Annotated in this window: 17 protein-coding genes; 6 read left to right on the top strand and 11 right to left on the bottom strand. The window is 57.1% G+C overall.

Annotation, left to right across the window (positions count from 1 at the left end; all coding sequences use genetic code 11):
- Positions 1-23 precede the first annotated feature (23 nt).
- Together ACONT6_RS09790 and ACONT6_RS09785 are read right to left on the bottom strand one after the other, a co-directional pair.
- Complete coding sequence (locus ACONT6_RS09790) at positions 24-3,197, bottom strand: efflux RND transporter permease subunit (protein ID WP_428818360.1); 3,174 nt, start codon at positions 3,195-3,197, stop codon at positions 24-26.
- The gene (locus tag ACONT6_RS09785) at positions 3,197-4,321 is read right to left on the bottom strand and encodes an efflux RND transporter periplasmic adaptor subunit (RefSeq protein ID WP_428818359.1); all 1,125 of its coding nucleotides are present in this window, start codon (positions 4,319-4,321) and stop codon (positions 3,197-3,199) included. The genes ACONT6_RS09790 and ACONT6_RS09785 overlap by 1 nt, the downstream gene beginning before the upstream one ends.
- Before the next feature lie 265 nt (positions 4,322-4,586).
- On the opposite strand from ACONT6_RS09785, the gene katG reads away from it, so the two are divergent.
- The 3 genes from katG to ACONT6_RS09770 all read left to right on the top strand — a co-directional run bounded on the left by katG (position 4,587) and on the right by ACONT6_RS09770 (position 10,063).
- Entirely contained in the window at positions 4,587-6,818 is a 2,232-nt protein-coding gene (gene katG / locus ACONT6_RS09780; protein WP_428818358.1) for a catalase/peroxidase HPI, read from the top strand.
- Between the two features lie 141 nt (positions 6,819-6,959).
- A complete protein-coding gene (locus ACONT6_RS09775) occupies positions 6,960-8,069 on the top strand; it encodes a MipA/OmpV family protein (RefSeq protein ID WP_428818357.1) in 1,110 nt (369 codons plus the stop codon).
- Positions 8,070-8,137: 68 nt separating this feature from the next.
- Positions 8,138-10,063, top strand: a complete 1,926-nt coding sequence (locus ACONT6_RS09770) for a hypothetical protein (protein WP_428818356.1) — start codon at positions 8,138-8,140, stop codon at positions 10,061-10,063.
- Positions 10,064-10,116: 53 nt separating this feature from the next.
- Here the strand turns inward: ACONT6_RS09770 and ACONT6_RS09765 are convergent, their stop codons facing one another.
- Positions 10,117-10,962 carry a DUF72 domain-containing protein gene (locus ACONT6_RS09765; RefSeq protein ID WP_428818355.1) on the bottom strand — a complete coding sequence of 282 codons (846 nt, stop codon included), beginning with the start codon at positions 10,960-10,962 and terminating at the stop codon, positions 10,117-10,119.
- A gap of 177 nt (positions 10,963-11,139) precedes the next feature.
- Between ACONT6_RS09765 and ACONT6_RS09760 the strand changes: the two genes are divergently transcribed.
- A complete protein-coding gene (locus tag ACONT6_RS09760; protein WP_428818354.1) occupies positions 11,140-11,703 on the top strand; it encodes a hypothetical protein in 564 nt (187 codons plus the stop codon).
- A 188-nt stretch (positions 11,704-11,891) separates the two neighbouring features.
- Here the strand turns inward: ACONT6_RS09760 and ACONT6_RS09755 are convergent, their stop codons facing one another.
- From ACONT6_RS09755 to acnB, 8 genes are all read right to left on the bottom strand, one after another.
- Positions 11,892-12,986, bottom strand: a complete 1,095-nt coding sequence (locus tag ACONT6_RS09755; protein WP_428818353.1) for a hypothetical protein — start codon at positions 12,984-12,986, stop codon at positions 11,892-11,894.
- A gap of 285 nt (positions 12,987-13,271) precedes the next feature.
- Complete coding sequence (locus ACONT6_RS09750; RefSeq protein ID WP_428818352.1) at positions 13,272-13,769, bottom strand: DUF6942 family protein; 498 nt, start codon at positions 13,767-13,769, stop codon at positions 13,272-13,274.
- 55 nt (positions 13,770-13,824) lie between these two features.
- Entirely contained in the window at positions 13,825-14,256 is a 432-nt protein-coding gene (locus tag ACONT6_RS09745; protein WP_428818351.1) for a hypothetical protein, read from the bottom strand.
- A gap of 168 nt (positions 14,257-14,424) precedes the next feature.
- Positions 14,425-16,725: a molybdopterin cofactor-binding domain-containing protein gene (locus ACONT6_RS09740; protein ID WP_428818350.1), complete on the bottom strand. Its 2,301-nt coding sequence runs from the start codon at positions 16,723-16,725 to the stop codon at positions 14,425-14,427.
- A complete protein-coding gene (locus ACONT6_RS09735) occupies positions 16,718-17,215 on the bottom strand; it encodes a (2Fe-2S)-binding protein (protein ID WP_428818349.1) in 498 nt (165 codons plus the stop codon). The genes ACONT6_RS09740 and ACONT6_RS09735 overlap by 8 nt, the downstream gene beginning before the upstream one ends.
- Positions 17,212-18,525, bottom strand: a complete 1,314-nt coding sequence (locus ACONT6_RS09730; RefSeq protein WP_428818348.1) for a cytochrome c — start codon at positions 18,523-18,525, stop codon at positions 17,212-17,214. The genes ACONT6_RS09735 and ACONT6_RS09730 overlap by 4 nt, the downstream gene beginning before the upstream one ends.
- A 246-nt stretch (positions 18,526-18,771) precedes the next feature.
- Positions 18,772-19,062 (bottom strand): coiled coil domain-containing protein, encoded by a 291-nt coding sequence (locus ACONT6_RS09725; RefSeq protein ID WP_428818347.1) that lies wholly within the window; start codon positions 19,060-19,062, stop codon positions 18,772-18,774.
- 122 nt (positions 19,063-19,184) lie between these two features.
- On the bottom strand, positions 19,185-21,800 hold the full coding sequence (acnB, locus tag ACONT6_RS09720; protein WP_428818346.1) for a bifunctional aconitate hydratase 2/2-methylisocitrate dehydratase: 2,616 nt from the start codon (positions 21,798-21,800) through the stop codon (positions 19,185-19,187).
- Between the two features lie 381 nt (positions 21,801-22,181).
- On the opposite strand from acnB, the gene ACONT6_RS09715 reads away from it, so the two are divergent.
- Together ACONT6_RS09715 and ACONT6_RS09710 are read left to right on the top strand one after the other, a co-directional pair.
- Positions 22,182-22,643: a DUF1289 domain-containing protein gene (locus ACONT6_RS09715; RefSeq protein WP_428818345.1), complete on the top strand. Its 462-nt coding sequence runs from the start codon at positions 22,182-22,184 to the stop codon at positions 22,641-22,643.
- A 48-nt stretch (positions 22,644-22,691) separates the two neighbouring features.
- On the top strand, positions 22,692-23,618 hold the full coding sequence (locus ACONT6_RS09710) for a lipid kinase (protein ID WP_428821501.1): 927 nt from the start codon (positions 22,692-22,694) through the stop codon (positions 23,616-23,618).
- Positions 23,619-23,620 lie beyond the last annotated feature (2 nt).

Raw genomic sequence — 23,620 nt, 5'->3', positions numbered from 1 at the left:
TCCACAAGTCGCGTCATAACAGCTTAAACCGACCCGGGGGGGTTATCCGCCTGTACCGATGATTTTGTGTGTCGCTGGTGCCATTCCAGCACGAATACCGTCAGTGCCGGAAGCATGGTCAGGGTAACCAGCATTGCACCGATGATCCCGGCCATCACAATCACGCCTACCCCCCGGTAGAGCTCGGTGCCGGCTCCCGGTAAAAAAACCAGCGGCGCCAGACCGCAGATGGTGGTGATGGTTGAAATGGCAATCGGCCGCAAGCGGGAATCCACCGCTTCCTGTACGGCTTCCACCGCGGGCATGCCGTCCTCCTTCAGGTTGGATATCGCCCGGTGCACGATCAGGATCGGGTTGTTGACCACGGTACCCATCAGGATGAGAAAACCCAGCATGGAGATCATGTCGAAGGGCTGGTGGATACCCTCAAACCCGAGCCCGCGCAACATTCCCCCCACGAGATTCAACAGCGCAAGTCCCGCGATACCGCCGGCAATACCGAGCGGTATGGTGGTCATGATGAGCAGCGGATATCCCCAGTGCGAGAAGATTGCCACCATCAGCAGGTAAATGATGGCGAGTGCCACCAGATAGTTGCTGCCCAGTGATGCGCGGGTGGCGTCCAGCTGATCGGCGGCACCTGAGATGTCCATGGAGACTCCAAGTGGTACTTTGCCGGTGTCCCGCAGGTGCTGAACGAGTTCCGTGCGCACCCTTTCCACCCCGGTTTCCAGGGCAACGGAGCGGGGCGGAATGATATTCAGGGAGACGGTGCGACGCCCGTCGATTCGGCGCACAGTGGCCGTGTCCACGGTTTCTTCGATACGCGCCAGCTCTGACAGCGGCAGCACTGCACCGGTCGGGGTGTAGACAAAGATCTGCTCCAGTGTCTCCACGGTGGCTTCCGGCCCCTGCTGGTTGTAGAGGTAGATATCGATCTTGTCGTCATCCAGGAAAAACTCATTGACGAAAGCGCCGTCGGTGAGGGCGGCGACGGCAAAGCCGATATCCTCCGCACTCATACCCACCTCCTCGGCGCGCTCCCATCTTGGCTTTACCTCCAGCAATGGCTGCGCCAGTGACAGGCTGGTGGGCTGGGTCTGGATGTTCGGGTCGTCGAAAATTTCCCGGGCGCGGCTGTAAGCGGCGCGGGCAACCTTGTACAGGTCGGCGAGATTCGACCCGGAAATATCCAGATTGACGCTGCGGGTGCCGCCGTCATTGCTGCTGATGATGGAGCCGCGGGTGGCAAATGCGCGCATGCCGGGATAGCGCTCGTACTTGCGCACAATCGCGCGCATCAACGCGTCGATGTGCCGCGGGTCCTTGGTTTCGGCAATGATGCGCAGGCGCTGCGGGGACACACTGAGAATGAAGAACTTCATTGCCGGCACTTCCGCTTCCCCGCTGTCGAAAGCCGCCGGATCATGGTCCACAAACGGCAGGAAATACGCCTGCAGCTCGAGGCCAATCTCCTTCATGGTGGCCAGGTTGTAGCCCGGTGGCGCATTCATGCTGGCAAAGGTCTTCGCTTCCTCGCCCTCGGGAAGGTATTCCGCGGGCGGGGTCAACAGCAGGACGATGGCGAGGCTAGTGATAACAGTGATGGCGATACAGTAAATACGCCTGACGGGGGAGGCCAGCAGCCACTGAATCCGGCTGATGACCGTGTGGCGCAGTCGGCTGTGTTCAATGTTGTCCGCACTGGTGCCGTCAAACCTGAGACGCGCGCTGGCGGTGGGGATCACGGTAATCGCCACCAGCATCGACACCAGAATGGAGGCGGAAATAGCGATGGCGATATCCGAATAGAGCTGCCCGGCCTCTTCGGCAATAAACACCACCGGCAGAAACACCATCACGGTGGTGAGGGTAGAAGCCAGCACCGCGGGCCATACCTTTTTCACCCCGCTGATGGCCGCCTGCAAACGGTCCAGGCCGCGGCGGCGTTCCAGCTCGATACTCTCCAGCACCACGATGCTGTTATCCAGGGTCATGCCAATGGAGAAAGCGACACCGGCGAGGGAGATCACATTGATGGTGCGCCCCGCAATCAACAGGCCGATAAACGCGGCGATGGTACAGATGGGGATGCCCACTACACCCAGGGCGGTTGCGCGCAATGAGCGCAGAAACCAGTACATGATGGCTGTGGCCAGTAGCGCCCCCAGCAGCAGGTTCTTCCACACATTGAACACCGACGACTCCACGTAGCCCACGTCATCGGCGGTGAGCGAAAGCTGCAGACCCTGGGGAATCAGCAGTTCTCGATTGATCTGCTCGACTTCCTTCTCCATCGCCCGCTTGATGTCGATCACATTGGAGCCGCTCTCCCGGCGTATGGACAGGAAGATGACCGACATGCCGTTCACGTAGGCGCTGCTGCGGATCTTGAAGTGGTCCAGCTGGATGTCGGCCACATCGCCGAGACGCACGATACTGTCGCCGTCGCGGCGCAGGATCAGTGCGCGCAGCTCCTCCAGGTCCTTGAAGCGCCCCAGGGTGCGCAGCAGATACCGGCGCTTGCCGCTCTCCACCTCACCGCCGGAAATATCGCGGTTGCGTGCGCGAATGACGGCGCGTACTTCCGTCAGGGTAAGGTTGCGTTCGGTCAGCAGTTCCGGTTTCAGTCGGATCTGGATCTGGCGCTCGGCCCCTCCGCCCACACCCACCTCGGCCACGCCGGGCACACCGGACATACGCGGACGCACGTTGTCCTCCACATAATCCCGCAACATGTCCATATCCAGGTTGCGCGGGTTGCCGGCTAGTGGGGACACGCGGTAGTACATGAAGGCGTTGGAGGAAAAGGAAGTGGCATACACCCTCGGCTCATCCACGTTTTCCGGGTAGGAGGGCACCTGGGTGAGGGCGTTGTTGACGCGGATCTGCGTTTCGAGGATATCCACGCCGAAGGGGAATTCCAGTTCGATTTCTGCAGAGCCGAGATCGGCGGTTGACTGCAGCTCCTGCAGATAGGGAATATTGCGCAGGTACTCCTCCTGCTCGATCAGGATTTCTTTCTCGATATCCTGCGGTGTGGCGCCGGGCCAGCTGGTGCGGATGGAAATGGTGCGCACTTCCAGATCGGGAATCATCTGCACCGGGATGCGGAAGGCCGCCACCACGCCGAGGATGGCAATGATCAGCACTGCCACCGTAACCAGGATGCCGTTCCTAACGATCTGCTCGAACATCAGCCGTCGCCCGCGCGCGTGGCCGTTGGTGTGGGTTTGAGAAGGACTTTCTGCGCCGGCTGCAGGCTCTCATTGCCGCGCACTATCACACGTTGACCCGCGGTGAGTCCGGACTGGATTTCAATCATGCCATTGAAGCTGAGCCCGGTGGTTACCTGTTGCTCGTTCACTTCCACCGCCTGGTTCCAGTCAGCGCCGGGGGCTGCGACCCACACGGTGATGCGTCCGTCGGGATAGCGCAGTACGGCGTCGCGCGGTACGGCGATACCTTGCCGGTCACCTTTCAATTGCAGTACGGCAGAGGCGGACATACCGGGAATCAACGCTGCGCGCTTTTTATCTTCGCCCTCGATGATGGTGCGCAACAGGAAGGTACGGCTGCCGCTGCGACTGACAGGCACCTTGTGTTCCACTCGGGCATTGATCGCATTGCCACTGTCGATGGTTACCCGGATACGGGTGTTTGGCTGAATGCGCGGGAAATAGCGTTGGGGTACCTGGAAATCCGCACGCAGGGATTCGGTATCCACCAGTTCGAACAGGGCCGATCCGGGCTCCACCCACTCGCCCACATCCACCTCGCGCAAGCTGACGGTGCCGGAGAAGGGCGCATTGACCTGATGTCGCCGAAGCAGGGCGGACAGGCGCTCGGTTTCCACCTGGGCTGCCTGCAGCAATGCCGTGCGCTCGCGCACTTCGGAACCGAGATTTTCCACCTCTGTCTCCGCTACGTGATTGTCGCCCAGCAGGCTCTGCAGCTCCGCGAGACGCCGGCGGCTGTCTGCAAGGGTTTCCCGTACCCGGGCCACTTCTGCCAGGGCGGCGTCGCGGCTGATACTGCTGAGCTCCGGGTCCAGCTTCAGTAGCAAATCGCCTTTATCAACGCGGTCACCGATGTCAGCGTGAATATCCTGAATCAACCCGGAAACTTCCGCGGAGAGCAGAGCCTGGCGCAGGGGATTGATGGTACCGGTGACAGGTACTTCCTCAACCAGTGGCTGACTGCGCGCAATGACGGCTTCAACCGTAATGGGCGCTGCAGTGGTGGAATCATCTGCCGCGCTTGCCGGGGGCTGAATATAGAAAAGCAGCACGATGGATGTAAGGAATCTGATGAACCACATGGAGCAATATCGTTAACGGTATCTGGCTAGTGTAGTAATCACGCTCGCGGACATCACTCGCAGACATTGTCTTCAAATAAACAAAACCAATGGGGGTGATTTGCTTGCTTTATTGATGGAGCGGCAGTTTGCGAAATTCCTGGGCTTTTCCTGTTCGTTGGCGCGTGTAGCTTGCTTTTGCCCGGATAGTGGCTGTGTCAGTGCCTATATTCAAAGCCAACAATATTCAGAACGAACCAGCGAGCAACTCGCAGGAGGCACTGACATGCTCAAAAAGACGATCCCACTCTGTACCGCCATAGCCATGACGATCGCGACACTCTCGGCAAGTGTATCGATTCAGGCGCAAGACGAGCCGATGCCGGGAGAACCCAAGCCCAACAGTTTCTGGTGGCCAGATCAACTGGATCTCTCGCCGTTGCGGGATCACGGGAAATCTTCCAGCCCAATGGCCGACGATTTCGATTACGCCAAAGCATTCAACAGCCTGGACCTGAATGCGGTTAAAAAAGATATCGAGAAGGTACTCACTACCTCCCAGGATTGGTGGCCGGCGGATTATGGTCACTACGGGCCGCTGATGATCCGTATGGCGTGGCATTCCGCAGGTACTTACCGCGTTGGTGACGGCCGTGGCGGTGCCGGAGGTGGTCAACAACGTTTTGATCCGCTCAATAGCTGGCCGGATAACGTCAGTCTGGACAAGGCCCGTCGACTGTTGTGGCCGATCAAGCAGAAATACGGCAAGTCGATTTCCTGGGCAGACCTGATGATTCTCACGGGTAACGTGTCTCTGGAGTCCATGGGGTTCAAGACATTCGGTTTTGCCGGCGGCCGCGAGGATGACTGGGAACCAGAGCTGGTCTACTGGGGACCGGAAACCCAGATGCTCGACTATGAGAAACGCTTTAAAGGCAAGCAGCTGGATCGGAAACTGGCTGCCACCGTTATGGGCCTGATCTATGTGAACCCGGAGGGCCCGGGGGCCAGCCTTGACCCGAAGCTGGCCGCAGAAAAGATTCGCCTGTCATTCGGGCGCATGGCCATGAACGACGAGGAGACAGTTGCCCTGATAGCCGGAGGGCATGCGTTTGGTAAAACCCACGGTGCGGTCAAGCACGAATGTGTCGGTAAAGAGCCTGCCGCAGCGCCGGTTGAGCAGCAGGGGTTTGGCTGGAAAAACAAATGTGGCAAAGGTAATGCCGAGGATACCTTTACCAGTGGACTCGAGGGTGCATGGACGATCACGCCGGCGCAATGGAGCCACAACTTCCTCGACAATCTTTTCAAGTTCGAGTGGAAGAAATCGGAGTCACCTGGTGGCGGAACCGTGTGGATTCCAACCGATTCCAATGCCGCCAACATGGTGCCGGACGCGCATCTCAAGGACAAACGCCACGCGCCAATCATGCTGACGACGGACCTGGCACTGAAGGAAGACCCTGCCTACCGCAAAATTTCCGAGCGCTTCAAGGACAACCCGAAAGAGCTGGAAGATGCGTTTGCCAGAGCCTGGTTCAAACTCACCCACCGGGATATGGGACCGAAGGCCCGTTATCTGGGCACGGAAGTACCGAAAGAAGACCTGTTGTGGCAAGACCCGCTCCCGACAGCAGATTACCAGCCATTGGATGAGCGGGATGTGTTAAAGCTGAAAGGCGAGATTCTGTCGTCCGGGCTGACAGTGCCGGAGCTGGTGCGGACCGCCTGGGCCTCGGCTTCCACTTTCCGCGGGTCCGATATGCGCGGCGGTGCCAATGGTGCCCGCATACGACTGGCTCCGCAGAAAGATTGGCCAGTCAATAACCCGCAAGAGCTCAACAAAGTGCTGAGCAAGCTGGAATCCATCCAGCAGGGATTCAACAAGTCGCTGTCCGGTGGCAAACAGGTCTCGCTGGCTGACACCATCGTACTGGCGGGCAATGCGGCTGTGGAAGAAGCTGCCAAAAAGGCCGGACACAATGTGCATGTACCTTTCAAGCCGGGGCGCACGGATGCAACGGTGGAAATGACCGATGTTGAATCTTTCAGCTGGCTGGAGCCGATGGCAGATGGTTTCCGGAATTATTACGGCAAAGGAAATTCTGTCTCGCCCACGGAGATGCTGGTAGATCGGGCGGATCTCCTGACCCTGACGGTGCCAGAAATGACGGTGCTTGTGGGCGGCATGCGGGCATTGGGCGCGAACACGGGCGGCTCCAAGCTGGGTGTGCTGACGGATAAACCGGGAACCCTGACCAATGACTTCTTCGTAAACCTGCTCAGCATGGATTCTGAATGGTCCAAGTCCTCCAAGGGTGACGGTATCTACGAGGGCAAGGACCGCAAGACCGGCAAGGTCAAGTGGACTGCCACGCCGGTAGATCTCATCTTCGGGTCAAATTCCGAGCTGCGCGCAGTCGCTGAGTACTACGCGATGGAAGATTCGGATCAGGCGTTTGTAAATGATTTTGTTAAAGCGTGGACAAAGGTCATGAATCTGGATCGACCGGATTGAGTTCTGATGCGCAGAGCACATCAATGCAGTGTTTGAATGACAGGCGGCCCTCGGGTCGCCTGTCTCTGTATCTGGGGGTGATCTATTCCTGGTTTGGTCGCGTACTGCTGTCTTGAAATCCGAAAAAGGCGTGAGGCTTAGATGAAAAACCTGACTGTCAGGCTGTGTGGCATTTGCTTGTTGTTGTTTATTGGCAATGTCAGTGGGGCAGACTTGGAGGTGCGAGTAGGGAATGCACCTGCTGAAGGGGCTTTGGTATTTCAGGTATACGACGATCCGGATGCTTTTGGCGATTTCCGCAGTCCGCGCAGCGAAACACGGCTGCCGATCAACGCTGACGGGATTTACAGGATTTCAGGCGTGCCTTCGGGCACGGTCGCGCTGTTGGTCTACGCCGACCGCGATAACGATCGCGTATTGGGGCGAACTTTTATCGGAATACCGAAAGAGCCGATAGGCCTGTCAAACGGTTATCGTCCCAAGGGACCACCCAGCTTCCAGCGCGCCAGTTTCTACCTGGCAGCTAACGAGACCAAATCTGTCGACATCGAGCTTTACGAAGTGCTGGGCGAGTCGGGGCAGTGGGGCGTCGGCCTCGGTGTCATAGGCCGCAGCAGCCCCTATGTAGGCTCGGATTCCAACGTAACCCAGGTCATTCCGGCTATTACCTACTTTGGCGAGCGCTTGCAGTGGGTTGGCCCCAGCCTGCGCTATGGCCTCTGGGGGAGCGACACCTTTCGCTTCGCGATCAATGCCACCTATCGGGTCGGCGCCTACGAAGAGAGCGACAGCCCTGTTCTAGTGGGCCTGGGAGATCGTGACAGCACGCTGATGGCCGGGGTGGGGCTGGTATATGACGGCCCCAATAGAATCGATGTGGATTTTCGCTACCAGCACGATGTCCTCGACCGCTTTGGCGGGGGCACCGCGGAATTGCGGGTGTCAAAAGGATTCCAGACCGGCAATGTCAGCTGGGGACCGTCGCTCGGGCTGAACTGGTTGAGCAGCGACCTCGCCAATTACGACTTCGGCGTGCCTTCCTGGGCCGCTTTGCCCGGCCGCCCCGTATACGATGTGGGCAGCACCGTGACCCTGGAAGGGGGGATCGGCGGCATGCTGGAGATCACCGAGCACTGGCGGCTGGTGCTGGATATCAATGCGGAATACCTCGGTGACGATATTTCGGACAGCCCCATCGTCGGTGACGACTACGTCCTCAAGGGCTTTGCCGCAATCACCTATACCTTTTAGTAAGGCTGATCGGTTCCAGGCGGCTATTTAAACCGCCGCGGTCGGCTTGATGACTTCATGGAGGAGATATGCGGGACCTGACACTAAAAGCGGTGCTGCTTACTGTTGGCGCTTTATCGTTACTGCTTACGCACTTGCATGCGGCGGCGATTTCCGCGGAAGAGAAGCAGATACTGACCGAAATCAGAAGTAATGTCTTCGGAGGGAGTCGTCTCGCCGCGGCCTTTGAGCAAACCACAATATCCGGAGCGGAGCCGCCGGTATTTCCCCTTGAGGTCGAACAGCGCGGTTTGATCGTATGGGAAATCCAGGAAAAGTACGCGGAAAGTTTTGCCCAGGAAATCGGGCTGACGCCGCCTTTCAAACTGGCAAGCGTCTACCCGCTCACGGTGAAAGGCGACCAAGTCTTGGCCGCAATATTGAAGGAAAATATAGCCAAGCGCGCACCGAGCCAGTTGTTGGACCTTCTGTACCCGAAACACTTCTATGTGATCGCCGATATAGGAAACACATCCCGTGCAGAAAATGGTGCAAAACTTGAATTCAAGACCTTTGTCACACTGCCCGGCGATACGACCCCGCGTCTGTACCGATTCTCCAGCCACAAGGCCCAACCCGGGGTCGAGTTGTTGCAGCTGTCGACCAACATTCCCAGCAGTCTGATGCTTGAGCATGAATCCGGCAGCTGGCGAGGCAGCCTTTATACGGCGGAGGGCAGCCTGGAGTGGAATACTACTTATCGGCCCAGTGGGCAACACAGGTTGCGGCTCTCAGAAACATTTCTGGATGCAACTGAATTACAGTTCGCGCCAGGCGGTGCCGTCGCCAGGCACTTTTATGACGGTAGTTCCGTCAGTGGAGGGTTGTCGCTGGCGAACCCCGCGCGGTCCCTCATCGGCAACACCTTTAGCTGGAGCAAGTACCTAAAGCCCGAGGCCAGCGCGCTGATCACAGATACCAAGACGGAATTTCTGGTTCAGCCGGTAACTGCCCCCGTGGTGGTAACCCAGGGCGGGCCCGGCGCTTGCAATGGGCCAGCGACCAACAGCTCTCAGCTGTTTTCCAATCTGGTAGGGTGTGTCCTCGGCGGCGTTGATCCACAGCTGGTTTTTGCCCTGCTATTCCAGAATGCGGGAGTCATCCCTCCCCAGGAGATCCCAACCCTATATTTTGGGCTGCTGGATCTCTATCAGGGATTAAATATCCTTCAGGGCCAGGAGCGCCCGAAATTATTTTTCAGCCTGCGCGAGAACCCCCAGACAATTTTTATCAACTTTGAGATTCCACCGCACAAGGTCAAGGAGTTTGAGGGCGAGTTTCTGCCGGAAAACTTCAAGCTGGCAAGAATGCGCTTTTACCCCGAACAACATCGGCCGGTCTATGCGGTTTCGTTGAATATCTATGAATCAGTAGGGCAAAACATCAGTGGCTATCGTGCGGAATGGTCTACCTACGTGATCAACCCGGCGGAAGAGGATCCCAGACCCCGCTTCAGTGTACTTGAGGCGCAAACCAATATTGGTGGCTTCGACGCGGTGGGTGCGCTCGAGCGCTATACCCCGGACCTGGACCTGAGTACCCCCGCTGGACTGCAGCAGCTGATAGAACCACCTTCGGACCTGTTCTCCTACAGTGCTGATCTCGCCAGTGGTATCCAGCTGGATGTACTGGATATGGCAGAGGGCATCGAGGTTGAAGTGTCAATCGATACACCGCCTGTGTCGGAGATGTTGCGCACCGCGCCGACGACCACCTGGATGGAAGCGAATGATTTCGTTTACTGGGGAGAGGTAGCCGATATCCTGAAATACGATAGCAGGGTGATGTTCGCCGAACTTCTGGTGTTCGAAGCCACTTCGCAGGACATTATTCGCGATACCACATTTGAGGGTTACGTTTCCGACAAGCCGCTCCCAATCATTATCTGGAATGGTCCCCAGGCGATTGCGCTGGAACCCTGGGGCAATCTAGAAAGCATTGCCATCGAGGATTGACTCGGCAAGAAGCCGCCCGAGCAAATGCCTGGGCAGCGCACGGCGGAAGCTTCTCAGAACAGCCCCATTTGGGGCTGTTTTTCGTTGAAGTGCAGAATTGGCGCCTGCTGCAAGCGGGCGTGCAGCAGTTCACTCCAGAGCGTGACCAGGTTCAGCGCGTCGCCGTTGTCCGGCATATGAATAAACACAAATGGGCGCAGTCCCTGATCTATCCAGCCGGCGACCCGCTCGACCCAGGGGGCCAGGAACTCGCGGTTGCTCTCGAGTTCCGGGTGGCCGATATAGCGAATCACCGGGGGCGCATCCACGGGTAGCACATGCACCGGCACATTGGGCTTCTTGCGCTGTGCGTCAATCATCGACGGGCTATCTGCTTTTGCCGAGAACAGACCGCGGCTATCCAGACACACCCGGGCGCTATTACGGGCACGCAGGCCCCGGTTCAGTGCGCGCTCGGCCTCTCCTTTCTGAAAAAACGCGGGGTGGCGGACTTCCACCGCGCCGGTCAATGGCGCAGGGAGCTTGTCCAGAAAGCGCCACAGGTTGTCCAGGTGCTGAGGGCCGAAAGCGGCGGGCAATTGCAGCAAAAAGGGGCCCAGCACGTCGTTCAGCGGGGAGATGATTTCCAGGAAATCCCGCACCACCTTCTCCGGCGGGGCAAGCAGGTGATCGTGGGAAACACTACGCGGGAATTTGAGCAGGAAACGAAAGTCACCCGAAACCTGTCCTCGCCACTGCACGCATTGCGCCTGAGTCGGTGTGGCGTAGAACGTAGTATTACCCTCAACACAATTCAGCACCTGACTGTAGCGTTCGAGCGGTGTTGCGCCCACCGGTAAACGGGGGTTCCACGCCGGGTGCTGCCATTGCGGGCAGCCGAGGAAATAGGGGAGATCCATGGTTTTGCAGTGATAAATATTCCGGAGCAAATGTAACGACAGTATTCCTCAAGTCAAGTCTGCACATTTACTTTTAAATCATTAGAATGCGCGGCCTTTTGGTGGGTCAGAATGTGGTGGACGGGTGAGTCACCGCTGATCCACGGGACTGAATTCGAAGAGGTTGACTGAGGCTCTATGATCGTATTTACCCTGACTAATGAAGACACGGATCAAGTATGGGTGGGCACAGCGCGCGAAGGGGTATCCCCGGAAGCCCGCTTTCAGCAAATCCAGGCCGCGCTTACATTGGGTATCGATCACCCATTCTACGAAGAGCTAAAGAAATTCGGTGCCAGCGCTTTCACTCCAAGCCTGTTCGCTGTGGCAGAGGATCGCCTGGAGTTGCAGGAGCTGGTGGAGGAAGCGCTGGACTCCTTCAACGCCAAGAGCCTTGTCGGTATCAAGACGGTCAAGCCCGGTACCACCAAATCTGCACTGGCACCCAAGCCTAAGCCGCGGGCGAGCCGCGTGAAGCCCGCGGCCAGCACGACCACGAAGCCGAAAAAACCGGTAAAAGAAAAGCTGGCAACCGGCCGCACCGGCAGTGCCACCAAAGAGCGGGCGATCAAGGCGGGTATCGAAGCCGAAAAAGCGGCCATGGCTGCCGCTAAAGCCAGGAAAGCCCAGGAAGAGGCCGATGAGATGAAGGCCATTCTGGCGGGACTGGATGCCCGTGGATCAACGCTTTCCCGTCGCTAAACCGGCGTCAATATCTTTGCTGTGGGGCTGTTGCTGAAAGTAGCCCCACAGGCACTGTCTACTACACTCTCAAAACTGGCATGGCGCATAATGTATTTGGCGTGACCTATTAGACGCGACTCACAGCCATGGCGGTTCATCATTCAATCCAAGTGCATTTACCGCTTCATCCAATAGTAGGATGCCTGCTACTGCGGGGATATATTTTCAGGGTTGCAGATATGTTCGATCGCGACAGTGGCCTGTTTGGGGTTAAACCCGTATTTTTCCCGAAGGTAATCTCTGGCGCCACGTTCATTGGAGGGGTCGAGTTTTACTTCCTTAGGGACAATTTTCCAGTCACTTGCGTCGAGATGATTGATTGTGTCAGAAAACATCGCGGCAGATACAGGAACTCCCCATTCTATTTCGCTAGGGTTTTGGGGGCAGTAGTGCGTTAGGTGATAGTTATCATCACGGTTCACTAAGAAGAAGTAATGTGACGGCCATCGTTTGCGCTCGCCCTGGCCGCAACGTTCCGCATTGCTAGAATGTTGGTATGAAATCCTCATCAAATGCGTAGGTTTTTGATTGCTAAAAACGCCATTTGACAACATGAACTCTGTGAATTTCTCTACTTTATAAGTCGCGTCATTTGGGATCGGATGTAATGCGAGAAACCCGAAATCTGAAGCATTGGGTACGGATTTCCAACAATCAAACGTTCCAGGTTCGTATAAATCTGCAAATATCGCCCAGTTTGCTGAATCGAAGCTTAGCTTAGAAGTTTCCTTTATTTTGGAAACGAGGCTGTCGAAGCGAGGATCGTTGGTAGAGGCTTTAGTGGGCTTTGGAGCCTCTTGTTTTGCCTTGGAGATTGACTTTTTTAGCTCAGAAAATGATGCTTCTATTTCTTCGTGGCGGTGAGCATACTTTCGATCGAATCCGTCGATATGTTGCATTAGCTCCGTACTACACATGCTGTTGGCTTCCTCTTCAGACATGCCGAGTGCACGCAGCTGCTCATCTCGGGAACCTGTGACCAGTGGTATCTTGGCTTCGAATTTGAAAAGCGCCAGATAGCGAGGGATAGAAGATGCCTGATAGATTCCTTCATAAACGGCTGCTTGTGAGGGAAATACGTTGCGACATATGTTGGTCATTCTCTGGAGCGACTTTCCCAGGATCAGAATCCCACCCATTTCAGGTGGGGGGCTTTTCTGTCTGATGAGAGGTTGGCTGGTCGCTGAGACACTAACAACAATAGTGAGAAAAAAACTTAGCAGTTGAGGAAGTTTTAGCATGGCGATGACGTCCTTTTTGTCACGTACCTACGGTCTGAGAAAGTTCAGATTTTACGTCCCTGATATCAATCCTACTTGAATCAGGGTGGTCCTCGCTACTTTAAAGGTTCTATTAGGTAAAAGTCCCACCAGAGAGTGTGGGGCCTTTTGTGGGGATTGAATTTGAAGCCAAGAAGGCTTATAGAGTGGCCCATGACGTGAAAGTTATTCTGGCGGGACTGGATGCCCGTGGATCAACGCTTTCCCGTCGCTAAACCGGCGCTATACAAAAAATGTATCTTTCCCTCAGGGGCTGCTGCTGAAAGTAGCCCCCAAGTCGGCTGTATAGAACCCCGCCGCGTCCAGCGCCGTGCGAATCTGGCTTACCGTTGCATTGCTGAGCTGGCGGTAGTCAGGGTAGGGCGTCAGCAGTATCCGATTCTCAATATCGATGGCCACGTCCGGCGCGTCGGGCAGAGCCTCGGCGTTTGAGACCTCGAGGCCAAAGCGCAGTAAATTTTCCTTTCCGCCAATCCAGTGCCACGTAGTCACGTCTACGAGTCGCGGTGCAAAGCACAGCGCCGTATGCTGAGACAGTGCCTCATCCCGGAAACCCCTCCAGTCCTCATCGGGGCATGCGACCTTGGCCAGTAACGTCACGATCTTGCGCCAATGATTTGAATTGCCATCCATCAACAGACGGGCATCCGGCGTCTTTACCAAGTGATCGAGGCCATTTGGACGGTGGGGAAGGTAAAGCACCATGGACGGAGTACTAGTGCCGAGGTAGTCCAGATTGGACATCAGTTAGGTCCGGAGGCTGTTTAAGGTTTTAGGGTTCAAGCGCTGGTTTGCTACTTTACAGCAACGTGCAATCCGCGCGCGAATCGCAGTGAAACGCGGCAATCAGTGAGTAGTGCAGGAATTGCGTGCAGGTGGTCAGGTAATCCCTGATCCAGAACTGAATATCGTCAGGGTTCAGCGCTATATCATTTGCGACAAAATGACATTGCACAACATCGCGTGAGTCCCGCTCTTTCCCATCGTCGGTTACCACGATGGCTAGCGTTGAGGTCTTGGGATTCCACTCAAACAGCAGGTATCTGGAATCGTCCTGAATATTTTGTTCCAGAAGGTCGCAGGCCTTATCAATACAGGCTTCGACAGCCTTTTGTACCTCATGTTCTGAACTGCCTTCACAGCTGCCGTGGTGGACGAAATACTTGCTGTCATTGCCCGCTACCGGTCTTAGCGAATCACTGCTTTCACTTACAGCCCAATTCAAGTCCATGATCTCTCCTGAATACTGCGTTTATGGGATATTCAATCCGTTAAGCCAGACGCAATTATCCGGAGATTCGCATCATGAACCAAGCCCATTTAACCTGGTTTCAGGCAGGGACTATTTACTGTGCTCCCATGCATGTTGTCTACCGTGTAATTACCCACCCTCATTTGGTTATTGATCAAGCTCGCTCTTGAGTACCTGTAAAATATCCTCTGCGCGCATCGGCAGTGTGCGCATGCGTACACCAACCGCGGCAAAGATCGCATTGGCAATAGCCGGGCCGACCACCGTGGTTGCCGGCTCACCGAGACCGACCGGGTTTTCGGTACTGTCGACAAACTCCATTTCGATTTCGGGCACGTCGCGCATGCGTAGCGGTGTGTAACTGTTGAGATTGGTGTCGATCACCTGGCCTTTGTCAAACCGGGTGCCTTCGTGCAGGGCGAGACTGACGCCCCACAGCGCCGCACCTTCGACCTGCGCGCGGGCGCCATCCGGATGTACTACCGTTCCGGCATCGGTCACCAGGGTGAGTTTTTCCACTGTGGGACGTCCCGTGCTGCGATCCACGCGCACGCGGGCTACACAGGCGGTCCAGGTGGGCATATTGCGCTCCTGGCCATAGGTCGTCGCCACGCCGAGGCCGGTGTCGGTAGGCATGTCGGTTCCCCAGTCTGAAATTTCCCGCACCCGACGCAGTACATTCGCCTGCCGACTCGCCCCACCCACTGCATTGGGCGCAGACCCTGCGTTTTTGCCTTCGGCCTTGAGCTTTTCCAGGCGGAAGTCGATGGGATCCTGTCTTGCTTTATGGGCGCCTTCGTCCATAAAGCTTTCCAGTGCCCAGTTAACCCAGCCAGAGCCCACCGAGCGCAGCCACCCCGGGCGGAAGGTGTCCTTGGCGAGGTCGTTGGAAATGGCCCGCAGTCGATGGCCGCCCACGGAATACCAGTGCAGCGCACCCTGAATCGCGAAGGGATCGTACTTGCCGCCGGAGATGCCATCGGCGAGGAATGAGGGTGCCATAACCTCCGTGGGCCAACCGGCGGTGGCGTGGTGCTCCATGCCGATGATCTTGCCGTCGCCATCAAATGCCATTCGCATCCGCTGTACGGAGGGCGAACGCAAGGAGTCGAAGCGGACGTCGTCCTCGCGGGTCAGCACCATTTTGACCGGCTTACCCAGCGCCTTGGCGGCGAGTGCCGCGGGCACCGCATAGTCGCCATTGAGCCGGCGACCAAAGCCGCCACCCAGCATGTAGGTTTTCATTATCACCTGGCTTTCTTTCACGCCCAGTGCCTTTGCCAGTGTGGGCAGGATCAGCGATTGCCACTGATTGCCGGTATGGATTTCCCAGATACCGTCTTTTTCCAGGGCCAGTGCGTTGACTGGTTCCATCTGGAAGTGCAGTACACTGTGGGTGATGTATTCCGCTTCAATGGTTTGCGCGGCCTGCGCAAATGCCGTTTCAATGTCGTCGTCCACCACTACGACGCCCGCGTCGCCAGCGTCAATCAATTCGCGACCACGATCGAGAATGGCCTGTTCATCCACATCCGCGGTCTTGCCTAGCGCCCATTCCACTGCGATCTTTTGCGCTGCCCGATTCGCCGCATGAAAGCTATCGGCAATCACCATCGCCCAGCCGGGGACCGTATCGGAGGGATCTTCGAGCACGATCGTTTTTTGATAGCCGGGAATATCGCGCGCCGCACTGTCGTCGAGACTTTTGACACTGGTGCCATAGCGGGTCGGAGGAATCAGTGGGCGCCCATAGACCATGCCGTCAACGCGGGCATCGAGACCGTAAATTGCCTTGCCGTCGGACTTGTCGGGTATATCCAGTGCCTTTGTCGCGCCGCCGATCAATCGACGTTCGGCGGGAGCTTTCACCGGTATTTTCTTCAGTTCTTCCTCGCTGAAGCTGCGGCTGAGCTTGCCACTCTGTACCAGCTCGGCGTAACTGATCGAGCGATTGCCGGCGATTATCTGCCCGTTGCGCGCGCGGCACCGATCCGTGGGCACGCCGAGTTGGCGCGCGCCTTCCTCGATCAATGCGGTGCGGCCGGCCGCGCCGGCCTGGCTCAACGGCATGTAGCTCTGCCACACCGACCAGCTGCCGCCCGTGACCATGTATCCCCACTTGGGGTCGCTGTCCACGTAGTTGAGTGAGACCTGCGCCCAATCGGCTTCCAGCTCATCGGCAACAATACGGGCGAGGGCGGTGCCGATGTGCTGACCCATTTCGGCCTTGGCGATATTTACCACAATATGGCCGTCTTTCTGTATCTGGTACCACACCGTTGGCTCATAGGCGCCTGCGGCAATGGCGCTCGAGGGATCCGCGAGGCTAAGTGGAGAGCGAGCGAAGGCAAAGGTCAGTCCGGCGCCCGCCATGCCGATAATAAAACCGCGCCGCCCGAGATCGGGCACTCCCTCTCCCGTAGCGTCGCGTTGGAGAAACTTAAGCATGATCCGCCCCCGACATGTTTTCAGTGGTATCGGCACGCATGCGGCTGGCGGCCAGTTTGATGGCCTTGCGAATACGCACATAGGCCATACAGCGGCACAGATTGCCACTCATCACCTGGTCGATTTGCTCATCCGTGGGATTGGGGAAGTCTTTCAGCATGGCCGCTGCCTGCATAATCTGGCCGGGCTGGCAGTAACCACATTGGGGCGTCTGCGTTTCTACCCAGGCCTGGATCAGCGGGTGCTCGGCGCCCTGTGAAAGGCCCTCGATCGTCGTGACCTTGGTCCCTGCAACGCTGCTTACCGGTGTAATGCACGAACGTACCGCGCGACCGTTAACGTGTACGGTACAGGCGCCACACAAGCCGATGCCACAGCCAAACTTGGTTCCGGTATGGCCGATATCGTCGCGGATGACCCACAGTAGCGGCGTATCCTCCGGAACATCCACGGCCACCGCCTCGCCATTCACCTGGAACTTGATGCTCATTGGCTCCCTCCGTGCTGTGACTTGTTGTTATCTCCCAATTGCTGGCGAAGCGCTTTCAGGCGTTTCTCCACACCTTGCCACGGTGGCAAATCCGCGCGCTGGCGCAGGAAGTCCGCAAGGCTCGCAATATCCTCATCCTTCAGTACCGCGAAATCCGGCATCACGATGCCAGGAGTGCCGTCACTGGCCGGTACACCCTGCAGCAGCACACGCAGTAGGTTGGTGGGATCGCTGGCAGTGACGGCGCTGTTCAGGCTCAGCTCTGCACGCAGCGCAAGCGGTGCTCCCACGGCATTGAAGTGACATCCGGCGCACGCGGTGATGTAGAGATGCTCCCCGTGGCTGCGCAAACGGTTGCTACGCTGCTGCGCGGCATCCATCATTTGACGCGCTTGCTGGCTGGCTGCATTGGCGTCTTGCGGCCCGCCGAGTGAAGCCAGATACACAGCGAGTGCACGGATATCTTCGTCCGGCGCCTTTCGCAATCCCTTGTGAACCACCTCACCCATCGACCCCACAGCGACACCCTGGTAGTCCGCCTGCCCGTCGCGCAGATAGCTGTAGAGTGAATCGGTGTCCCAGTGCACCGGCACCGGCTGCTGGGCGTTTAGTGCTGGCGCATACCAGTTGTCGATCAGCGCGCCGGCGTAGGCACGGTCTTTTTGTTCCGCTCCGAAGGCATTGCGCGGCGAGTGACAGGCAGTACAGTGGCCGGCGCCTTCCGCAAGGTAGGCGCCACGGTTCCACGTATCACTCTGTTGTGGATCGGGCTTCAACAGCTCGCCATCGAAAAACAGCAGTTGCCATCCCCACTGCAAAAATCGCAGATTGAATGGAAACCGCATCGCGTTTTCAGGTGGGGTATAGGCAGCGGGCTCGCGGGACATCAGGTACGCGTATAGCGCATCCAGATCTTCATCCGACAGGTTTTTGTAATGTGTATAGGGAAACGCGGGATACAGATAGTTGCCATTACGCGCAACACCCTTGCGCATTGCCCGCACAAACGCGTCCCGTGACCAGCGCCCAATGCCGTGCCGGGGATGTGGCGTGATATTGGTGGAATAGAGCGTGCCGAACCCGGTAGAGAAGTCCCTGCCACCGGCATAAGGTTTATCTTCGTCCGTGGTATGGCACGTGGCGCAGTTACCAATACCGGCAATTACCTCACCGTGCGCTATTTGGTCAGTACTGAAAGAGGAGGGCGCTACGGGATCAACTTCAGCAATCGAAGGTTTGTGTATCAGGAAGAATAGTGCGGCGAGGATGATCGCTACCACAACAAGCGCAGTAGTCAGGGTTTTTCCCATTTCGAAACCTCTAGCAGTAATTGGTCACTGCACCGCGGTTATTCTTGGGATAGTAGCGTTGGCACAGTGCAGCGGGAATTCAGAAAATCAGTCACTGTATAGCAGTTTGCGAGACCGGATTTGTAGTTATCGATCAATGAAGCCATCGTTGGCGGCAGCATCGTCACTTGTCAGGTAATTTGATAGAACGATGCGCCGCTGGCGGAATTTACCCGCCTTTGCTTTTATTTGATTCTAAGATGGCTGCTACTTCTTGAATTTGGATGCCGCATCACTGAACGCATGCTTCAGCGAGTCCCAGGCGGAATCCATGCCCTGTTTGATTGAGTCCCAGGCGTCTTCACTGGCGTCTTCTATTTCCGCTAGCTTGGCTTTTCCCTCATCAATCTTGCTGTCCAGCTTTTCTATCTCTTTATTCAGTTCCCGTTTTCTGTCGGCACTTTCTTCCGAGGCCTTGGCCTTGAGCTTGTCTAACTCTGCTTTCCATTGATCCAGCTGAGCCTCTTTTTTCTGCTTGTAGAGTTCCTTGTCGTTCATAGCCTTTCCTTGTCGATGGTGTTCGCCATACCGGACAACAGTGTAGCAAGGCGATTTTCGGTTGGCATAAAAAAAGCCCCGCCGGGAAGGGCGGGGCTTTTTGTTTTGCTTCAGTTTGTTACTTAAATAGCAACATCCTGAATCTCGGTAGCGGCGATACGCTTGCCTTCTTCGGCAGATTTCTGGAAGTCTTCAATCTGGTCGAAGTTCAGGTAGCGGTAGATTTCCGCAGACATGGAGTTCAGGTTCTGTGCGTATTCCTGATACTCGGCTGGAGTCGGCAGCTTGCCCAGGATCGCACCCACAGACGCCAGTTCCGCGCTGGTCAGGTACACGTTGGCACCATCGCCCAGACGGTTCGGGAAGTTACGGGTGGAGGTGGACAGTACGGTGCTGTTCGGGGCTACTCGTGCCTGGTTACCCATGCACAGTGAGCATCCCGGCATTTCGGTGCGTGCACCGGATGCGCCGTAGATGTTGTAGTAGCCTTCTTCCATCAGCTGGTGCTCGTCCATCTTGGTGGGCGGAGAGATCCACATACGGGTGGAGATGCCACCTTTGTGCTGCTGGAGCAGTTTACCGGCTGCGCGGAAGTGACCGATGTTGGTCATACAGGAACCGATGAATACTTCGTCTACCTTGTCGCCGGCAACGTCGGACAGCAGTTTGGCGTCGTCCGGGTCGTTCGGGCAGCAAACGATCGGCTCTTTTACTTCCGCCAGGTCGATTTCGATCACGGCAGCGTATTCGGCATCGGCGTCGGCGCTCATCAGCTCCGGCTTCTCCAACCACTCCTCCATGGCGCGCGCACGACGCTCCAGGGTGCGCTTGGAGCCATAACCTTCGGCGATCATCCAGCGCAGCAGGGTGATGTTGGAGCGCAGGTATTCGGAGATGGCGTCTTCCGGCAGCTTGATGGTACAGCCGGCAGCGGAACGCTCTGCAGAGGCGTCAGACAGTTCGAATGCCTGTTCTACGGTCAGGTTGTCCAGACCTTCGATCTCGAGGATACGGCCGGAGAAGATGTTCTTCTTGCCTTTCTTCTCGACGGTCAGCAGGCCTTCCTGGATCGCGTAGTAAGGGATGGCATGTACCAGGTCACGCAGGGTGATGCCCGGCTGCATTTCGCCCTTGAAGCGCACCAGTACGGATTCCGGCATATCCAGCGGCATGACGCCGGTCGCAGCGGCAAACGCCACCAGACCGGAACCGGCCGGGAAGGAGATGCCCATCGGGAAACGGGTGTGGGAGTCACCACCGGTACCTACGGTGTCCGGCAGCAGCATGCGGTTCAGCCAGCTGTGGATGATGCCGTCACCCGGGCGCAGGGAAACGCCGCCGCGGTTCATGATGAAGTCCGGCAGGGTGTGCTGGGTGTCGATGTCCACGGGCTTCGGGTAGGCCGCGGTGTGACAGAAAGACTGCATGGTGAGGTCAGCCTGGAAGCCGAGGCACGCCAGGTCTTTCAGTTCGTCACGGGTCATCGGGCCAGTGGTGTCCTGGGAACCGACGGTAGTCATCTTCGGCTCGCAGTAGGTGCCCGGGCGGATGCCTTCAACGCCACACGCTTTGCCGACCATTTTCTGGGCCAGGGTGAAACCCTTGCCGGTGTCGTTCGGCTGCTCCGGCTTGCGGAACAGATCGGATGCCTCCAGGCCCAGGGATTCGCGGGCCTTGGTGGTCAGGCCGCGACCGACGATCAGGTTGATACGGCCACCGGCCTGAACTTCGTCCAGCAGTACGTCGGACTTCAGTTCAAACTCGGACAGAACCTTGCCGTCTTCGGACAGGATTTTGCCTTCGTACGGACGGATCTCGATGATGTCGCCCATGTTCAGGTCGTCGACCGGTGCTTCGAATACCAGTGCGCCGGCGTCTTCCATGGTGTTGTAGAAGATCGGGGCTACTTTACCGCCGATACAGATGCCGCCGCCCTTCTTGTTCGGGACACCCGGGAGGTCGTCGCCGAAGAACCACAGCACAGAGTTGGTCGCTGACTTACGGGAAGAACCAGTACCGACCACGTCGCCGACGAAGGCAACCGGCAGGCCTTTATTCTGAATTTCTTCGACCTGCTTCATCGGGCCGGTAACGCCGTGTTCTTCCGGCTCCAGGCCGTCACGGGTCATTTTGTACATGGCGCGCGCGTGCAGGGGGATGTCCGGACGGGACCAGGCATCGGGGGCAGGGGACAGGTCGTCGGTGTTGGTTTCGCCAGTCACCTTGAAGACCGCAACCTTGATGCTCTCGGGCACTTTATTGCGCTTGGTGAACCACTCACCTTCGGCCCAGGACTTGATCACGTCCTTGGCGACTTCGTTGCCGGCTTTCGCTTTCTCTTCCACATCGTGGAAGGCGTCAAACATCAGCAGGGTGCCTTTCAGCTGCTCGCCTGCCAGCTTGGCCAGGTCTTTGTCGTCCAGCAGGTCTACCAGGGTGGCAATGTTGTAGCCGCCCAGCATCATGCCCAGCAGTTTGGTGGCGTGTTCTTTGTCGATCAGCGGAGATTCCGCTTCGCCCTTGACGATGGCGGTGAGGAAACCGGCTTTTACGTAAGCGGCCTCGTCCACACCCGGCGGTACGCGGTTGGTGATCAGGTCCAGCAGTTCCTGCTCTTCACCGGCGGGCGGGTTCTTCAGCAGTTCAACCAGGCCGGCAACCTGCTCGGCGTTCAGGGGCTTGGGTGGGATACCTTGTTCGGCGCGCTCGGCGACGTGTTTGCGATAGGCTTCAAGCACGGATAATTCCCTCTTGTGTGTGGGGTAAAACCAACAGCTTTCCAGGAATCCGGATGCGGATAATTCGCCAACCGAACCCCGATTTACATCGATGGCCGCTGGAAGCGGGTGGCGAATTCTACAATGAAACAGAGATCCCTGTTAAGTTCGCTGAAAAATCAATAACTTACGCGAATCATCGGCATTCATAAAATAAATAAAGGTCGCGTTTTGACCGTTTCTCAAGTGCGAATCAATCGCATTTGTCGCGTCCTATATCCATTGCGTGAATGGTGCTCGCCGCAAAATCGGGGGACGAATACGTCACGCAAAATGCTATCCTCTGCGACCTCATTTCACAGGTTTTATTGGCCCGCCCGGACGACGAGGTAAATCCGCTTCATGGCGATCTATAAAAAAGTACGCACGCCCTGCATCGGTGTCTGTTCTACCGGTATTGGCGACAATGTTTGTCGCGGCTGCAAGCGCTTTGCCCATGAAGTGATCGATTGGAATGCCTATTCTGAAGAACAGCGCCGGATCATAGCCGAGCGCCGTGACGGTTACCTTGCAAATGCCGTGCGAAGTCAGCTCGAAATCGTGGATCAAAACCTGCTTCTGAGCCAGATGCGCCACCAGCAAATCCGCTTCAATGAAGACCAGAACCCTTATTGCTGGGTATTTGAACTATTGCGTGCCGGGGCCAGCCAGATATCTGAGCTTTCGCTTTACGGGCTGCGAGCGACCCCTGAGGCACGGGGTGTATCGCTGGTGGATCTGCGCCGGCGTATAGACGAAGACTTCTATGCGCTGTCACTGGCCTATTACCAGCGCTTTGTCGCGCCAGGGCTGCAAACGGCCTGACGCTGCTGAGCGGCCTTATTTCGAACTTTACGCGCAGGGAGCTGCCTTATCAGTCATCCATCCGAACCGCATGCTGAAGCGCGCCGCCGCGCATTACTGATTCTGAATCCGGGGAGCCGACAGGGTGGTAGTGCAGACCTGGACACCGGCCTGGCACGGCTAAGAGAGTCTGGCCTGGCGCTGGAGTCGGTAGAGTCCCGGTCGCCCGAGGAATCCTGCGAAGCTATCCGGGAGCGGCGCAACGCGGTTGACCTGGTGATTGTTGGTGGGGGCGATGGGACGGTGAGCTCCTGTATCCCCGCGCTGCTCGACAGTGGACTCCCCGTTGCCATTCTTCCGCTCGGTACTGCGAATGACCTGGCGCGGTCATTGGGAATAGAAAACCTGGATCAGGCGTTTGACGCCATCTGCAGCGGCGATACTGCAAAGGTGGATCTGGGTGTGGTCAATGCACACTACTTTTTCAATGTGGCCAATCTCGGTCTGGGTGTGAAGGTCACTGAAGAGTTGACGCCAGAAGTAAAGCAACGCTGGGGTGTATTCAGCTATTTGAAGGCGTTTGCTTCTGCGCTATCCGGGCATCGCCAGTTTAAACTCCGGATTCGTGTGGATGGCAAGGAGCACGCCATGCGCTCTATTCAGCTGGCGGTGGGCAATGGTCGCTTTTATGGTGGCGGCAATGTGGTTGATCAGCGCGCGACGATCGACGACGACCTTCTGCATATTTACAGTCTGCGTCCGCAAACGGTGTGGGAACTGCTCACGCTTGCGCCACTGCTGCGCGGCGGGCGACACGATCTCGCGCGTCGGACGTTTTCGGTATCTGCGCGCGAGCTGTATGTGGAAACGCAACCTGCAGCGATGGAAATTCACGCGGATGGCGAGCCGGTTACCGAAACCCCGGCCAGCTTCTCGGTAAAATCCGCCGCACTGGAAATGATGGTGCCGAAAGAATCCCCATTACTGGGAAGGTGATA

The organism is Microbulbifer sp. MCCC 1A16149 (genome assembly GCF_050368945.1).
Classification (GTDB): domain Bacteria; phylum Pseudomonadota; class Gammaproteobacteria; order Pseudomonadales; family Cellvibrionaceae; genus Microbulbifer.
Note: the sequence above shows the minus strand (reverse complement) of the source record. Positions and strands in the feature narration are given on the sequence as shown.

Excerpts from the sequence above, each read along its gene's own strand:
- ACONT6_RS09790 (WP_428818360.1), bottom strand. The coding sequence starts at position 3,197 with ATGTTCGAGCAGATCGTTAGGAACGGCATCCTGGTTACGGTGGCAGTG.
- ACONT6_RS09785 (WP_428818359.1), bottom strand. The coding sequence starts at position 4,321 with ATGTGGTTCATCAGATTCCTTACATCCATCGTGCTGCTTTTCTATATT.
- katG (WP_428818358.1), top strand. The coding sequence starts at position 4,587 with ATGCTCAAAAAGACGATCCCACTCTGTACCGCCATAGCCATGACGATC.
- ACONT6_RS09775 (WP_428818357.1), top strand. The coding sequence starts at position 6,960 with ATGAAAAACCTGACTGTCAGGCTGTGTGGCATTTGCTTGTTGTTGTTT.
- ACONT6_RS09770 (WP_428818356.1), top strand. The coding sequence starts at position 8,138 with ATGCGGGACCTGACACTAAAAGCGGTGCTGCTTACTGTTGGCGCTTTA.
- ACONT6_RS09765 (WP_428818355.1), bottom strand. The coding sequence starts at position 10,962 with ATGGATCTCCCCTATTTCCTCGGCTGCCCGCAATGGCAGCACCCGGCG.
- ACONT6_RS09760 (WP_428818354.1), top strand. The coding sequence starts at position 11,140 with ATGATCGTATTTACCCTGACTAATGAAGACACGGATCAAGTATGGGTG.
- ACONT6_RS09755 (WP_428818353.1), bottom strand. The coding sequence starts at position 12,986 with ATGCTAAAACTTCCTCAACTGCTAAGTTTTTTTCTCACTATTGTTGTT.
- ACONT6_RS09750 (WP_428818352.1), bottom strand. The coding sequence starts at position 13,769 with ATGTCCAATCTGGACTACCTCGGCACTAGTACTCCGTCCATGGTGCTT.
- ACONT6_RS09745 (WP_428818351.1), bottom strand. The coding sequence starts at position 14,256 with ATGGACTTGAATTGGGCTGTAAGTGAAAGCAGTGATTCGCTAAGACCG.
- ACONT6_RS09740 (WP_428818350.1), bottom strand. The coding sequence starts at position 16,725 with ATGCTTAAGTTTCTCCAACGCGACGCTACGGGAGAGGGAGTGCCCGAT.
- ACONT6_RS09735 (WP_428818349.1), bottom strand. The coding sequence starts at position 17,215 with ATGAGCATCAAGTTCCAGGTGAATGGCGAGGCGGTGGCCGTGGATGTT.
- ACONT6_RS09730 (WP_428818348.1), bottom strand. The coding sequence starts at position 18,525 with ATGGGAAAAACCCTGACTACTGCGCTTGTTGTGGTAGCGATCATCCTC.
- ACONT6_RS09725 (WP_428818347.1), bottom strand. The coding sequence starts at position 19,062 with ATGAACGACAAGGAACTCTACAAGCAGAAAAAAGAGGCTCAGCTGGAT.
- ACONT6_RS09715 (WP_428818345.1), top strand. The coding sequence starts at position 22,182 with ATGGCGATCTATAAAAAAGTACGCACGCCCTGCATCGGTGTCTGTTCT.